The following is a 15,419-nucleotide window of genomic DNA, read 5'->3' as shown; positions in this document are numbered from 1 at the left end:
TAGAACAGCAGATTTAATTTATCGGAACAATATATGACAATTTTTTCAAAAATATCAAAAGCGGCAACCATCTTTAGCGTAATAATAGGCATCTCATTCACGGCACTTGCTCAGGAAAAAAACGAGCATACTGATTTGATTGAGCGCTTTGAACGTAAACTGAAATTTAAAATTATTTCAGTTGCTGATTCATCAGTACCGGGTTTGCTACAAATAAATACAGATACCGGCATATTCTACGCGAGCGAAAATGGTGAATACTTTTTGAGTGCACGAATATATAAGGTTGGCGATCAAATTGTTGATGAAACTGGCGAGGCATTGAAGAAATATCGTTTAGCGGGTGTCCAGCAATTCAAAGATTCAATGATTGAGTTTAAAGCGGATAAAGAAAAATACGTGGTATCAGTTTTTACTGATGCAACCTGTGGATTCTGTCGCAAGCTGCACAATGAAATGGATGTGTTGAATGATCTGGGCATTACTGTTCAATACTTGGCGTTTCCGCGGGCAGGGATCAACTCATCTGTCTATAGCAATACGGTCTCAATTTGGTGTGCTGAAGATCCTCAAGAAGCGATGAATAAAGCGAAGGCGGGTAGGCGAATTGCTTCTGCATCTTGTGCTAATGAAGTGACAGCACAATATAATTTCGGTAAGGCAATTGGCGTGAATGGCACGCCTAATATTATACTACCAGATGGTTCAATCATTAATGGTTATCAACCTGCTAAGGATCTTATTGAAACCTTGAAGTCAGTAGCAAAGTCATAGCTCAGTACTTAGATTTTCTGAGCATGTACGACATATCGCTGAGTCGGGTTAGGCTCTATGCTATCGAAAGGATAGCAAGTGATTAGAGTGATGCTGCTTTGCGGGGTAGGCGCTAAAACGTCAAGGTCGTATTGGTCCACTATGCGAATATCGGTCACGCGATATACTTGCTTAACGATATGCTCCTGCTGGCGACTGGTTAAATAAACTAAGTCGCCAAGCTCTGCTTTTTTTAGTGTGTCGAAATGTGTATCTCTGTGGCCTGCAATTGCCGCGTTTCCGGGGGCTCCCAGCTCAGATGTATTCAATAAATGAGTAGGGCCAAACGCTAAGTTGCGCCCACTCGCTCCTGAAAGAATATAATGGCTTGCATTCTGCATCGTTAACTCTCCAATGGGGTAGGTATCGGCCCAAGGCCATGGTTTTTGCTGCTCGCCAGTTTGGGCATAGTGGTGCCAAGAACTAGCAATTAAGTACTGTGCATATTTGGCTTTCGCTTTTATATAAAAACCGTCGAACAATAAAAATAACGCCGTGCCGAACAATATATAAACCAGCACCGTTTCAAGAGTAATGACCTGCTGAAAGAAGTGCTGAATGCCGTTTTTGGTGCACATTAGTATGCTCCCTTCTTCGCTCTGTAGATGCCTTTACGATATAAAAAGAGTAAGCCTAGGCTCAGTAACAGAATGCCAATGACAATTCTCAGCTCCGCCTGGCTTGCGGTTTGTGGCAGGCGGCCCATTTGTTGGTTTGACTTCTGTGCTAGCATTCCTTTAAGCAAAGCCCCATCTTTCGGCTTATGAGTCGGTGCACTTGGCACAACATCAACTGCGACTAGGCTTGTATACTGGCTCACAATATGATGTTCCAAGGCCGTTTGAGTAATATCATCAACCATAGTGGCTATGAGATTGTCAGCATTTTGAGTGGTGCTCATATTAACTTTGCGCTTATCGCGTGTGAGCTGAGCTATTTTTTCTCGTGCCCAGAGAACATTTATCCCTGCTGATTTGCTTGGTGAGGTCTCACTGGGCGTAAAATGCCAAACTTGTTGATTGTATTTGGCAACAAGCAAAGGAGTATTGGCATCATGTAAACGAGGCGTTTCTTCAGCAATAGCCTGCTTATAAGAAATAATGAGTGGCTCACTCTTATACAAATCAGAAATCGTGGTAGGGAACATTTCAAAGTCGCTATAGTGCTCTAGTCCTTTCAAGTTCAACTGAATATCTGTCAGTGCGGGACTCTTTATTTTATGCAACAGTGCGCGCATTTTTTCATTTACTTTCTGAGTATCACCAATAAACGTGAAAGTTCCTTTTCCCGCTTTCGCAGCTTCAGTCATGAAGTAGGCATTTGGAGCACTACCGATCCCGACAGTAAAAAGTCGCTGTTCGCCGATGTTCTGTTCTATAAATTGCATTAAGCTATGTTCGTTGCTTACGCTGCCATCAGTAATGAAAAGTACTTGCTTAAACATTTTTGATGGCGAGTTATCGGGAGTAAAAAGCTCAGAGTTGGCTGAGCTAGGCTGATGATTTTCAGTCAAGGCCATAGCAAGCGCATGGTGCATCTCTGTTCCACCGTTTGCTTCCAACTCTGAGATAAAATCGAACGCTTCGGCTTTGTTTTCTATGTCAGCAAATTTGCTTTCCTTCCACATAAGCTCTGCGTGACTATTAAACTGTATAATATTGAATTTGTCAGACGCCGCTAAATCATCTACCGCAAAAGCCAGTGCTTGTTTGGCCTGAACAATAGCCTCACCAGCCATTGAGCCAGATGTATCGAGTACAAAAACAACTTCTCTGTCTGCGTTTATTTGTTCATCTGGCAGTGGAGGGTAAATCATAATAAGCCCATACTCACTGCCATTTACCCACTGTCTAAAGTGGCTTGTGGTAGGAGTAGAACCTAACTCCGGTTGCCAGTTGAGCACAAAGTCTTTTAAAACAACCTGTTCATTAGCTAAAGAGATAAGATAACGGTCGCCTTGCTTTCCTGAGCTGATATCCTGGTGGATTGGGTGATGTTCACTTTCAATATTCCGTATTGAGGTCCCAAGATCTAACTCAACACTCAGCGATATGCGGTCTGAAAAAAGGCTTAACTCATCTTGTTCATTCGCAAGCTCACCCTTGTCGATATTAGTATTAGGAATAGGTGATTCTTCCACTTCATTGATAGCACTTCGGAAGCTACCTTTGTACCGTGGTGTAATAGATAAGGGAAATCGAAGTGAGTAAGCACTGTCCTTATAGCTCAATAATTGTTGGTACTCTATCTGAACTTCAATCGTTTCGCCTGGACCAATGTTCGCCACCTTATTGGTGAACATGTTGGGTCTCTGTTGTTCTATTAAGCTTGCTTTCTTTCCTGCCTGTTTGGCTTTTTGATATACCTTTTTTGCTTCATCTTTTTGTTTAATAACTCCTTCAATGCTTCGATCACCTACTTTCATGAGCAAGCGGTCGACAGCTGCATTTTCTGGCAGAGGAAAGACATATAGACCATCAAGCCAGTTCTCACTGTTATTAGTAAAGGTTTGCGTAACGCTTGCTCTCGCGATCATGCCGGTGACCTTAATTGCTACATCGGTCTTCAATTGTGGACTGGGGAGATAGGCTGTCTTGCCATCGTCATCGAGTAACATGAAATAAAACTGCCCAGATTCGGTATTTTCGTAGGGAGAGCGATAAGGTTGCTGTGCTAGTCCGTTTTCTGCCAAGTAATCATTAATATGAACAAGTTGTGGATTGGCCTCATTGATATTCACAACATTTTGCGTCGCAATTAAGTTGATGCTTCGTTTCTCATCTTTAGAGATGCTAGCAGCAGAAGCACTCATTGCGGTACTTAACGCCGGTGTAAACATCGAAGGGGCAATAGCATGGACAATACTGACCACTCCGATGACTAAGATGAAAATGAATAGTTTTTGCAAAGATGACATGTGGACGTCCTTGAGGAAGTAAGTAAATAAGTGCCCTAAACTATTAGGGCACTGCTTGCATTGACGCAATAAAGGGCCTGACGACTTAGTTATTGGCTGCGGTCATTTCAGCACCTTTGCTACTGACTTTGACTTGTACACGGCGGTCAAAAAAGTTCTCTTCAAAGTTACCTTCCGTGCTCACTAACTCACTTTCACCAAAAGACTGGGTGATGATTTGGTTATCGTTGACAAATTGGCTAATCAAATAGTCTTTTACTGCATTCGCACGTTGCTCTGATAACACTTGGTTATACTGAGATTCGCCACGTTGGTCGGCAAAGCCTGAAAGCTCAATTTTTAGTTTTGGGTTTTGACGCAATTGACTTGCTAAACCATCGAGTTGTGATTTGTAGTGCTCTTCAATCAAGAATGACGCTGTTTTGAACTGAATATTGGTTTCTAAGTTTGGTGTCACTTGCTGTATGGCTTCGTTTACTGCACTATCCATCGCGGCAATTTGCGCATTCGCTTCTTCCATATTGATATCATATTCTTGTTGTAGCGCGCTCAATTCAGTTGATCGCGTTTGTAGCTCATTTTTAGTCAGTTCCAAACGTTTTTCATCATTGATATCGTCAGCGATAAATAATCCAAATAAACCTGCGACTGCTGCGCCGACTGGGCCAGCCACTGCGGCTCCAAAGACAACACCGGTGCCAAAGCCAACCGCGTTATTCGTGTTCTCTTGTGACTTCAATTCTTCCTCAGATACTTTTTGAGTAGCACTTGAAAAAGCCGAAACGCTCAACATGCTGATGAACGCAAGGCTAGTAGTTGCTGTGATAAATGCTTTGTTAGTTTGTTTTGTTTTCATGATTCTCTCCAAAGAGGTTTGTTTTAAAAAAGGTAAATGTTTAAGTCCTAATCATTAAACAAATACTTTGTGGCAGTTTCGGGGAGGAAAAATGGCAATGTTGAGGTCAATTGTGGCGAAAATATGGAAATTAGGGCCAGAAGCTTTCATGGCCACGATTTTTGTATATAGTGAGCTTATCTCCTTTATAAAAGACAAAAAACAGAGCAGTAAATGGCAAAGAAGATAGCACTGGTTGAAGATGATAAAGCGCTTCGCGACAATTATATATCGGCTTTAAATCAACAGGGTTATGACGTTTCCCCCTACGCAAACAGGCCAGAAGCAGAAGCTGCTTTTCAACAAGCTTTGCCTGACTTAGCCATTATCGATATTGGTTTAGAAGACGAAATTGATGGTGGTTTTGCCGTGTGTCAAATGTTGCGAAGCAAATCCAAAACCTTGCCAATCATTTTCTTTACTGCCAGAGATAACGATTTTGATACTATTTGTGGTTTGCGGATGGGGGCTGATGATTACCTCACCAAAGATATCAGTTTGCCGCACTTGCTCGCTCGAATCGCTGCATTGTTTCGCCGTACAGAATTAATGAACCAACCCTTAGAACAAGCAGACCTTATTGTTTCAGGTCACTTGTCTATCGATCAGAAGCGAATGACGGTTAAGTGGAAGGACGTTCTAATAGAGCTCACCGTGACAGAATTCTGGATGTTACACGCAATTGCGAAGCACGCCGGTCACGTAAAAAGTCGCCAACAATTGATGGATGATTCAAAAATGGTTGTTGATGACACCACCATTACCTCGCATATTAAGCGGATAAGAAAGAAGTTTGTTCAGCTAGATGAACATTTTGACCGTATTGAAACAGTATATGGTATGGGCTACCGCTGGAAGGTTCAGTAAGTCATGACTAAATGGCGGCTAGGTCTCCGGTTTAAACTCCTTTTATTCTCCTCATTCTTGTTTGCTATTCCTTATTTGGGATACCAGTACGTATGGGAGTTAGAAGCATACCTGCGAATTGGCCAAGAGCAGACCATGGTAGGAACCGCGCGCTCCGTGGCGACGGCTCTGCATGAACGACCAAAACTCTTCGACGTTCAGTCTTCTTTTCTGAGTGATGTCACGCCAGGTACTGATTTGTATGCACATAAAATAACCTATCCTGTGCAGCTTGACGGCGATTTGAGTGACTGGGAAGATTTCCGCTCGCTTGCTATCGAGTATGGAGAACAAAACTTAATCGACATACGTCAAGCCTATTCACCCGAGAGTCTTCAGTTTCGTCACTTGATTGGAGAGTACGAAGGGTTTTTATATGCGATGTTTGACGTTCAGGATGATAATTTGGTGTATCGCGCCCGTAATAGTTTGCGCATAGATCGAAATGATTTCCTTGAAATAGCGATGATTGACGCGAAAGGAGATTTCCAACGTTATATTATTGCGCCAATGCAAGAAGGCTGGGTAAATGCCTACTTATTGCAGCAGAATCAGGACAACAATCAGCCAGAACGCCTCGAAACAAAAATTCAAGGATACTGGAAACCAAATGAGAACGGCTATGCAATAGAGTTACGTTTTCCCGTTTCCATGATGCAGAGCAGTATTGCATTTGCTATTAGCGATGTTGACGATGCCCAATCAAGGTTCAACAAGTACTCAATCGGCACCGCCAACCCGAGTAGTGCTGATGCCTTAGGTACTGTGCTGGTGCCCAGTCCTGAAATTGAAAGCATTTTAAAAGGACTTCAGTATTCTAATGCTCGGGTATGGGTGATTGATAAACACATGCGAGTACTCGCGCGCTCCGGCGACATTCAGCGCTCAGAGGGCTTTCAAAGCCAAACCACAGAAACGGACGCAGCGAGTGGGTGGCAATACCTTGAGCAAGAATGGCTGCTTCCTTTGTATTATAAAATTCTGACGCGGCCACCAAATGATTTCGTCGATGATCTTGAGAACGCCTTTGCCTTGCAAGGGCAAGAAGTTGACGAGGCTCTTGATGGCACCCCTAGCTCTTTATGGCGGCTTAGTTCAGATAAGAAAGCTGTCATTTTGTCTGCTGCTCACCCAATCTATATAGATGAACAAGTAATGGGAGCGGTGGTAGTTGAACAAACTACCAATGGCATTAGAACCTTACGTAATAACGCCTTAGAAAAGCAATTTCATTTTTTCTTAGCGGTGATTATTCTCGGTACGCTCGCGCTATTCTTATTGGCATCGAGTATATCGTCACGTATTCGAAAGCTGCGCAACGATACTGAAAACGCTATTGATGCTTCGGGCAAGATCGTTAGCGATATTCAAGCGTCGGAGACACAGGATGAGATAGGTGATTTGAGTCGTAGCTTCAAAAGTGTGTTGGGCAAACTCGCTCAATACAATGACTACCTAGAAAACATGGCGTCGCGTTTGTCACATGAATTGCGAACGCCGGTGGCGATTGTTAACTCATCTCTCGATAACTTGTCTCTGCAAACTCACAGTGAAGATAACCAAGCATACATAGATAGAGCCAAGCAAGGTATTACGCGCTTGAGTAAAATTCTCAGTAACATGAGTGAGGCCACTCGCCTTGAGCAAGCGATTCAAAGCAGCGAACTTGAAACGTTTAATACGATAGATGTGCTGTCAGGCTGCGTAGAAGGATATCGATTAGCTTATGCTGAACGCCAATTCATTCTTGAAAGTGACGTAGAAGAGCTTTCCTTGATGGGGGCCCCGGAGTTGTTCGCGCAGATGCTAGACAAAATTGTCGCGAATGCCGTTGAGTTTAGCGCGAATGACGCAACTATTCGCTTTGCATTGAAAGGAAATAAGCAGGATTTTCGTATTCATATCAGTAATCCGGGTAGTTTGTTGCCAGCAAATATGCAAAACGAATTACTGGATTCAATGATTTCAGTGCGCAAAGAACAAAGCACTGAGCAAGTGCATCTTGGCTTAGGACTATACATTGCTAAGATGATTGCAACCTTTCATGGCGCAGCCATTAATATTGAAAATCAAAACGACGAGTCTGGCGTGGTAGTCAGTCTACATTTCAAATCAAAGTGAACAAAGTCCTCTAATACGTACTTTAATTCTACAACAATCGGCCGATAAAAGTGTTACTAGGATATCGTTTTGTCTAATTTAAGCGTCTATAGTTATTTATTACTATACTCTTTATGCTAATGCACTATTTTTAAGTTGCAGCCAAGGCGTTACCTTGTTCACTAGGATCTTTTTATTTTCGATTGGAACAATCAACAATGCCAAAGCAGTCGCTACTTTCAACTTTTACATTGGTGAAGCGGTTTTTTACTCTGTCTTTACTAGTGCTTAGCTCAGCTTCGTTCGCCTTGGGCGATAAACTTGCGCGCCAAGATGAGGGGACATTAAGTTTAGTTGCCTATGCTGGTATTGGCGCTATTGTTTTATTCATGGTGTTAACGATTTTTGCTTTTGTGTTGATGAAGAAGAAAGACAAAACGATCGAACTGCATGATGAAGTCCTATCGCACAAAGATGATCTACTTAACCAACTGAATTGTGGTGTATTGCTGATAGGCTTACGCGGCAATGTTATCGATTTAAATCAGACAGCAGCTAAATTGTTAGGTCGTGAGAAGAGTAGAGTGCTCACACATCCCGTCAATCAATTTTTTGGTGATAACGAAAAAGATCGGATCAATAAAGCGCTAGACAGTGATGAGCCAGTGACATTAATTGTGAAAGCGCCCAGCTCGACCATTACACTGCGCATGACAATTATCAAAAACAAAAGCATGTATGACGGTGTGGCTTATGTTATCTCCGTTGAAGATGTTGATCACTATGAAACTACTATTAAATCCAGTACTGCTCAGCTGAAAGACTTGAATGAACTGACGGAGCATTTATATCTAGGCCAGATGACTGTTGATTTTGAAAAAGAAACCTTTGAAACCAATCATATTTTATCCTCAATGTTAGGTCATGAAGAACCTATTTCTGGCGACTTTGAAGCGCTGAGTGAGGTTATCTGTCCGAATAATGCAAGCTTTTGGAAGCAGTCTTTTGAACTCGCTAAAGAGCAACATGAAGTCGATTTTAAAAGTGTTTTCTCTGGCATAGACTGCAAAGTTCCGGTTCGTGTCATTGCCATCAGCACCGCAAAAAATGAGAAAGGTAAGTCGATAGCGTTCAAGCTTCTTGTAACCGATGAAACTGAGCTGCGCCAGAATGAACGCCGCCAGTATGCAAGTGAACAAAAAGTGAAAGCCTTGCTAAACGTGTCCTTACACCCACTCTATATTTTGGATGAGGAATGTCGCATCGTGTCAGTGAATAGCCCATTTGAAAGAATGTTTGGCGTGCGCTTGGCTGAAGTTAAGAATAAACGCTTCGATATGCTCGGTTTAGTACCTGAAGATATCAATGTTTTACACAACCCTAAAGATACCCCTTTAACAATCGGGCGCGCTTTAAATAGAGAGTTCACTGGGCGTGTCGGCAAAGAAAGTCGCGCAGAAGAAGAGTTGATACCTGCATTGCGAGCGGCAAGTGACGAGCGTGATTCAAGTGAAACCTTGCACTTACGCTTAACGATTCAATCTTTTGGCGATGACAAAAACAACCGAGCAGGTTTTGCCGGTATGTTCCAAGATCTCACACTGCTGACTGAAACTCAGCGCCAGCTAGAAAGTGAACGGGCGCATTTCTCTAATTTACTCGACATTGCACCTATAGCCGTAGCGACGGTTGATTCTGAAGATAAAATTGTACACGCGAATACTGCAATGACAGAGCGTTTAGGGCTTAATGAAAAAGAGCTGAAGAAAGGCACTTTCTATCAGTTATTTAACGACGCAGATACAGCGGGTAGAGCAGCCAAACAATTACATCAAACAGGTCGTTTAAGAGCATTCCACACCAGCTTGCGCGGTAAAAATGATATTATGCATCCGAGTGAGCTACATATTGATCTCTTCGATAAAGAGAAAGAACAATATGTGTGTTGGATTTCAGACCGTTCTGGCGAGCAATTCCAACAACAGAAATTCCAGGGCCTGCTAGAGCATAGCAGTATGCCAATGGCGATATTGGACGAAAAGGGCTTCTCGAGGCTGAATCCATCAGCTTGTGAGTTCTTTGGCGTAGAGAATGAAGATGATTTGTGGGGCTTTGCACCTTACTCACAAGATCTGAATAAAGATGAAGGCGATGCTTACGAACTAGAACGTATAGTCAATCGAGTGAAGTATGATGGCCGCGCTAAAACGATTAATTGGGAGCACAAAGTAGGTACAACACTACGCCCATGCCAGGCAACTTATATCCCGATTTATAAAGGTAAAGAGTTTGATTCAATCCTGTGTTTGTGGACCGACTTAACAGAAATTATTCAAGCTGATCAAGCACGCTTGGAAGCGATAACAGCCCACAAGGAAGCCGAGCGTGAAGTGGCGGAGAAACAACAGTTGTTGCGTTCCAGCCATGAGCAGTTAGCGAGTAAGCTAAAAGACTTAAGAGATACTGAAACTAAGTTGCAGGAAGCTCACGATGAAATCTCTGAAGCAAAAATTGAATACATCAATTTGCAAGAGAAACATCAAAGCGTCACTGACAATCTGCAGCAAGTACAACAAGAGTACAGCAAGAGCAGGGAGTTGCTGAGTGAAGCGCAAGAAGTAAATAACGCGCTTACGGAGCAGCTCGAAGCGTCGACTGAAAAAGTAAACAACTTGCAAGGTCAGCGCAATCAAATTTCTGAGCAACTTCAACAAAGTGAACAAAACTTTAAGCAAGCTCAAGAGAAACTTGAAGCCAGTGAAGCCCATTCTCAACAATTAGAGCAGGAGCAAGCTGAGCAACAAGAGAAAATGAGTGCTTATGTGAATCAAATTGACTCTCTAAAACAGTCTATTACTGATAAAGACGCTGAGATTAATGAAGTTGGTTCACAAATTAACGAGTTACAAACGCAACTGCAAAGTAGTGACGATATCAGTGCGAAGTTGAAGCAAGCCCTGATCAATCAGCGTAAAGCAAGTGAAGAAGCTGAGCGTCAGCGCAGAGAAATTGAAAACACGTATAAAATGGCTCAGTCCGAACTCACCAACAAAGTACGTCATGTTGAGCATTTACAAAATGAAATGCAGAAGTTCGAAGAAATGTCGAAACAAGAAAAAGGCGACATGGCTGCTCAACAAAGCAAGTTAATGCAAGAGCTTGAAGAGAAACAGAAAATTTTGCAGGAAACACAAGGTGCATTGGACGAAGCGAAACAAGCTGCAGAGCAAGAGAAGCTTGAGAAGCAGCGTCAGCAAGAAGAAATGCAGCGTCTTCAATCTGAGCTTTCAGAAGCCGAACAACATGCCGCAGCGAAACTTGAAGAAATGAAACGCGTAGAGCAAGAGCGTGTCGAACAGCAGCAGAAGCTTCAGGAAGAATTGAAAGCGAAACAGCAGCGCTTACTAGAAACTGAAAATATTCTAAGCGAAGCGAAGCAACAAACAGAAGCGGAGAAAGCTGAGAAAGTTCGTCAGCAAGAGTTGTTCGATAAGTTACAAGCTGAACTGGCAGAAATGGAACAGCAAAGCCAAGAGCAGCAGCAGAAGCTTGAACAGTCTGGTAAGCAGTGGGAAGCACATCAAGAGCAATTAAAACGTGAAGTTGAAGCTAAGCGTCAAGAGCTTGAAAATTCCCAGAGTAAAATGGATGAAATCCAACAGCAGGCTGAGGCAGAGAAATTAGCTAGATTAGAGAAAGAGCAAAAATTAGAACAGTTATCTGTTGAGCTTTCAGATGTTGAGAGCAGAGCGGCCAAACAACGTGAAATGTTGGAAGGTAGTGAAGAGCAATGGAGTACTCAGCAGCAACAAATTGAAGAACAAAAGAAACAGCTTCAGCAAGCTTTACAAGAGGCTGAAAGTCAAAACCAGGCACTTCAGCAAAAACTTGAAGGTAACTTGCAAGAGTTACAGCAAGCTGAATCGCAAGCCACTGAGACGAAGTCGGCAGAGCAAAAACTCCTCGATGAGTTAAACCATGCCAAAGAGCAGCAAGAAGAGTTAGAGTCGCGCATCAAGCAACAGGAAGAGCAAGAACTTGCGCTTAAGAAACAAGTAGAAGAACAACAAGCTACCTTAATGGGGCGCGAGGAAAGTATTCAGGCCCTACAAGAAATGCAAGAAAAGCTAACTGCAGAGTTGCAAGCTGTGCAACAAGAATACTCGCAAAGTAAGCAAAGCTTGAACGAACAGCAAGACAACCAATCTGGTTTAGCCGATCAGCTTGCGAAGTTAGAGCAAGAGTTACAAGACAGTAAAGCGCAGTTAGATGATAAAGAGCAAGCCTTACAGAATGCGCAACAACAGTTGCAAAGCAATGAGGCGATGTTAGCTGAGCAAGAAGATGCATTGGTTGCAGCACACAAAGAAGAGTTGCAGCAAGCACAAGAAAAAATGCAGATTGAGAAAGAAACTAGCGCTGAGCCAGTTGAAGAGTCGCCAATTGCCCAAATGGAAATGCCTGAGAACCCCACAATGTGGTTCGATTTATTGCCATATCTGCAACAACAAGGGCAGGTGGATTCGCTGTCAACAGCACTCAATGAATTGATTGATGAGTTAAGTGAGGCAATCCAAGCTACTGACAATGCTGTAATGGAAGACAACACCGGTGAAATACTGCGCGGTGCTAGAAGGCTGGTTCAAACGGGTAAGAAGGTGAATGCAGAGGCCTTGTTTGATGTGGTGAGTCGTATGGATATCGATTGCGGTTCAGGCATGGTAGATAACATCTCTATCTCGTGGCCAAATACTAAACGTGCTTTAAATAACACCTTGAGAGTAATCTACGAAAATCTGCATGGCTAGATGACGATGCACAACCTTACCTAATTACGATAAGGTCACAACAAACCGTAAGCCTCGTTTTGAGTATTTAAAATGGGGCTTTTTACTTTTTTGGTCGACGTACTCATACATACTTTTATTTGCAATATGGTAGACTTTAGGTAAATCGACACGCAGAGAAATCAAACCATTGCATATAGAAAGACGCACGCCAATTCTACCCAATCCGATTGATGCATCGTTGCCACCGCTACTAGATAAACTTTATCGTCACCGTGGCGTTACTGATATTGCGCAGGTGCAAACGCAGCTCAAGCAGTTACATCACTACAATCAGATGAAAGGCTTGGAGCAAGCAGTTTTACTTATTGTTGAAGCGATTACACAAGAAAAAAATATCTGCATAATCGGTGATTTTGATGCCGATGGCGCGACAAGTACTGCTATTTGCATGCTGTCATTACGTGACTTTGGCCATCAAAAAGTAACTTACCTTGTGCCGAATCGCTTCGATTTTGGATATGGATTGAGTCCTGAGATAGTTGAGGTTGCGGCAAAAGAGGGCGCTGAGTTCATTATTACTGTCGATAACGGTATTTCATGTTTAGCGGGTGTAGAAGCAGCTAAGCAAAGAGGCTTACAAGTTGTCGTCACAGATCATCACTTGCCAGGCGCTACCTTGCCTGCAGCGGATGCTATCGTGAACCCTAATCAGGTTGGCTGTGAGTTCATGTCGAAAAACCTTGCGGGGGTTGGCGTTGCTTTTTATTTAATGTTAGCTATTAAGTCGAAGCTAGAGGAACAACAATGGTTTACTCAACAAGGCTTACCAACGCCTAATTTAGCGAAGTATTTAGACATTGTCGCTTTAGGTACCGTCGCAGATGTTGTGCCATTAGATAAGAATAATCGCGTACTTGTGCACCAGGGTTTGCAGCGCATTCGCAGCGGGATTGCTCGACCAGGGATCCGGGCTATTCTTGATATTGCTAACCGACCCTGTCAGAAAATTTCTTCAACAGACTTGGGCTTCGTCATTGGTCCTCGTTTAAATGCAGCTGGCCGCTTAGACGATATGTCGCTGGGGATAGAATGCCTACTAGTCGACGATGATTATCTAGCCCGACAAATGGCTGCGCGATTAGATGCTCTCAACCTTGAGCGAAGAGAAATCGAGTCCTCAATGCAAGAGGAAGCGATTAAAGCATTAGAGTCCTTAGCTTTTCAAGCCAAAGACGTACCAGCAGGGATCGTTTTATACAAGGAAGACTATCATCAAGGTGTTATTGGTATCCTCGCTGGACGTATTAAAGAAAAGTACTATCGTCCAACTATCGTGTTCGCAATGCAAGACGAGAAAGAAGTAAAAGGGTCAGCAAGATCAATTCCAGGTGTACATATCCGAGATGTATTAGAGCATATTAGCGCACAAAACCCGGGCTTAATCATCAAATTTGGCGGCCACGCTATGGCTGCAGGTCTAAGTTTAGCAACTGAAAACCTCGCAAGGTTTACAGCATTGTTTGAAGCTGCTATTGCTGAAGCAACAGAGGGTTTACCAGAGCAAGATGTATTGTTATCGGATGGTGAGCTGAAGAGCCATGAAATTTCACTCGAAAATGCTTCCTTACTCAAGCTCTCAGTTCCTTGGGGGCAGACCTTTGAGGAACCCTTATTTGATGGTGTGTTTCAACTGAAAAGCCAGCGAATAGTAGGGAAAAATCATCTTAAAATGGTAGTTGCACAGGATGGAGTTGAATTCGATGCAATTGCTTTTAACGTAGATTTGAATTTGTGGCCGAATAAGCAAGCTCGACAGGTAAATATGGCTTATCGCTTAGATATTAATGAATTTAGAGGCCAAATCAGTGTACAATTACTGGTTCAGGCTCTTCAGGCTGCTTAGTGTGAAGAAAAAAATATCAGCGTAAATCTATAAAATTGAGGAATAATGTCATAAATGGCTAGAAAAACGGCTTTGCAAAAATTATTAGAAACACATCCTAATTTAGTTCATTCAGAACTATGCAAAGTCACGTCTCACGTGCAACGAGAAGAAGATGGCTGGTACGTAAATACATTACTCATTGAAGGCAGTGATGTGCCATTTATATTTAAGCGTAAAAAGAAGTATAAAAATCTACAGGCTGGTGTCGTGAACCTGACCTACTACCCTGAGATGAAAGAAATTGCTGGCATGGAGTTTGAGACCATGAAAGTCGTCAGAATTAAAGCCAGTTAGGGCGCGCTGAGTGAGTAAAGAAATTTACGATGGCTATGTCCTGCACCGCAGACCCTATCGGGAAACTAGCTTAATTGTTGATTTTTTTACTTTGCAAAATGGCAGAGTGAGCGCAGTAGCAAAAGGTGCGCGCTCATCGAAGTCTGATAAAAAAAGCCTGCTCCAACCGATGCAATCACTCAACTTTGAATTAAGCGGGCGCTCTCAACTAAGAAATCTTGGCCGAGTCGAGTCGAATGCGCGTTCGTCAGTGCTGAGCCAAATGAGTCTTTTTTGCGTCTTTTATGTTAATGAAGTCTTGAATCGTGCTTTGCCAGAGGCTGAGGGGTTTACGCGATTGTTTCAGCAGTACGAGCTCACATTGAGCAATCTCGAGGGCTTATCGAACCGAGCCGCGACGTTGGCAGAATTGGAACCGGTTTTGCGGAATTTTGAATTCGTTCTGTTAGAAGAGTTGGGTTACTTACCTGATTTTGAATACGACCATCAAAATGAACGCCCGATTGTAAGTGATAAAAGTTATACCTTACTAAACGAAATTGGCTTTTGTGAATCTGATGGTCAGCAAACGCATGCTATATCTGGCGCTGCCATCATTGATTTGAAACAAGAGAATTGGCATAGAGATTCATTAAAGGCTGCGAAGCTGATTAGTCGTATAGCACTTCGACCCGTGTTGGGCGATAAACCTATAAAAAGTCGTGAACTTTTTATGCCTAGATCAACTACTTAGCTTGGTATGACGACTTTTAGCTCGTC

Annotated in this window: 10 protein-coding genes; 7 read left to right on the top strand and 3 right to left on the bottom strand. The window is 42.8% G+C overall.

Annotated features, from left to right (window positions below):
• The first annotated feature begins 33 nt into the window (after window positions 1–33).
• Entirely contained in the window at window positions 34–774 is a 741-nt protein-coding gene (locus tag RM556_RS15530; RefSeq protein ID WP_311375029.1) for a thioredoxin fold domain-containing protein, read from the top strand.
• A gap of 8 nt (window positions 775–782) precedes the next feature.
• Here RM556_RS15530 and RM556_RS15525 read toward each other — a convergent pair whose 3' ends face one another.
• The 3 genes from RM556_RS15525 to pdsO form a co-directional block, all read right to left on the bottom strand.
• Window positions 783–1,391 carry a class GN sortase gene (locus RM556_RS15525; protein WP_311375028.1) on the bottom strand — a complete coding sequence of 203 codons (609 nt, stop codon included), beginning with the start codon at window positions 1,389–1,391 and terminating at the stop codon, window positions 783–785.
• Window positions 1,391–3,730: a marine proteobacterial sortase target protein gene (locus tag RM556_RS15520; protein WP_311375027.1), complete on the bottom strand. Its 2,340-nt coding sequence runs from the start codon at window positions 3,728–3,730 to the stop codon at window positions 1,391–1,393. Before RM556_RS15520 ends, RM556_RS15525 begins: the two co-directional genes overlap by 1 nt.
• 85 nt (window positions 3,731–3,815) lie before the next feature.
• Window positions 3,816–4,586, bottom strand: coding sequence for a sortase-associated OmpA-like protein PdsO (gene pdsO, locus RM556_RS15515; RefSeq protein WP_311375026.1), 771 nt, complete (start codon window positions 4,584–4,586; stop codon window positions 3,816–3,818).
• Between the two features lie 213 nt (window positions 4,587–4,799).
• Between pdsO and pdsR the strand changes: the two genes are divergently transcribed.
• The 6 genes from pdsR (at window position 4,800) to recO (ending at window position 15,393) form a co-directional block, all read left to right on the top strand.
• Window positions 4,800–5,492, top strand: coding sequence for a proteobacterial dedicated sortase system response regulator (gene pdsR / locus RM556_RS15510; RefSeq protein WP_311363089.1), 693 nt, complete (start codon window positions 4,800–4,802; stop codon window positions 5,490–5,492).
• Between the two features lie 3 nt (window positions 5,493–5,495).
• Window positions 5,496–7,652, top strand: coding sequence for a proteobacterial dedicated sortase system histidine kinase (gene pdsS, locus RM556_RS15505; RefSeq protein WP_311375025.1), 2,157 nt, complete (start codon window positions 5,496–5,498; stop codon window positions 7,650–7,652).
• Window positions 7,653–7,849: 197 nt separating this feature from the next.
• Entirely contained in the window at window positions 7,850–12,439 is a 4,590-nt protein-coding gene (locus RM556_RS15500) for a PAS domain-containing protein (RefSeq protein ID WP_311363087.1), read from the top strand.
• A gap of 169 nt (window positions 12,440–12,608) precedes the next feature.
• Window positions 12,609–14,324 (top strand): single-stranded-DNA-specific exonuclease RecJ, encoded by a 1,716-nt coding sequence (gene recJ / locus RM556_RS15495; protein WP_311375024.1) that lies wholly within the window; start codon window positions 12,609–12,611, stop codon window positions 14,322–14,324.
• Window positions 14,325–14,378: 54 nt separating this feature from the next.
• A complete protein-coding gene (locus RM556_RS15490; protein ID WP_311363085.1) occupies window positions 14,379–14,660 on the top strand; it encodes a hypothetical protein in 282 nt (93 codons plus the stop codon).
• 10 nt (window positions 14,661–14,670) lie between these two features.
• A complete protein-coding gene (gene recO / locus RM556_RS15485; RefSeq protein ID WP_311363084.1) occupies window positions 14,671–15,393 on the top strand; it encodes a DNA repair protein RecO in 723 nt (240 codons plus the stop codon).
• Window positions 15,394–15,419: the final 26 nt, after the last annotated feature.

Origin of the sequence: Alteromonas sp. W364 (assembly GCF_031846205.1) — a bacterium.
Classification (GTDB): domain Bacteria; phylum Pseudomonadota; class Gammaproteobacteria; order Enterobacterales; family Alteromonadaceae; genus Glaciecola; species Glaciecola blandensis.
The sequence above is the reverse complement of the archived record's forward strand: the minus strand, read 5'-3'. Positions and strand labels throughout refer to the sequence as shown.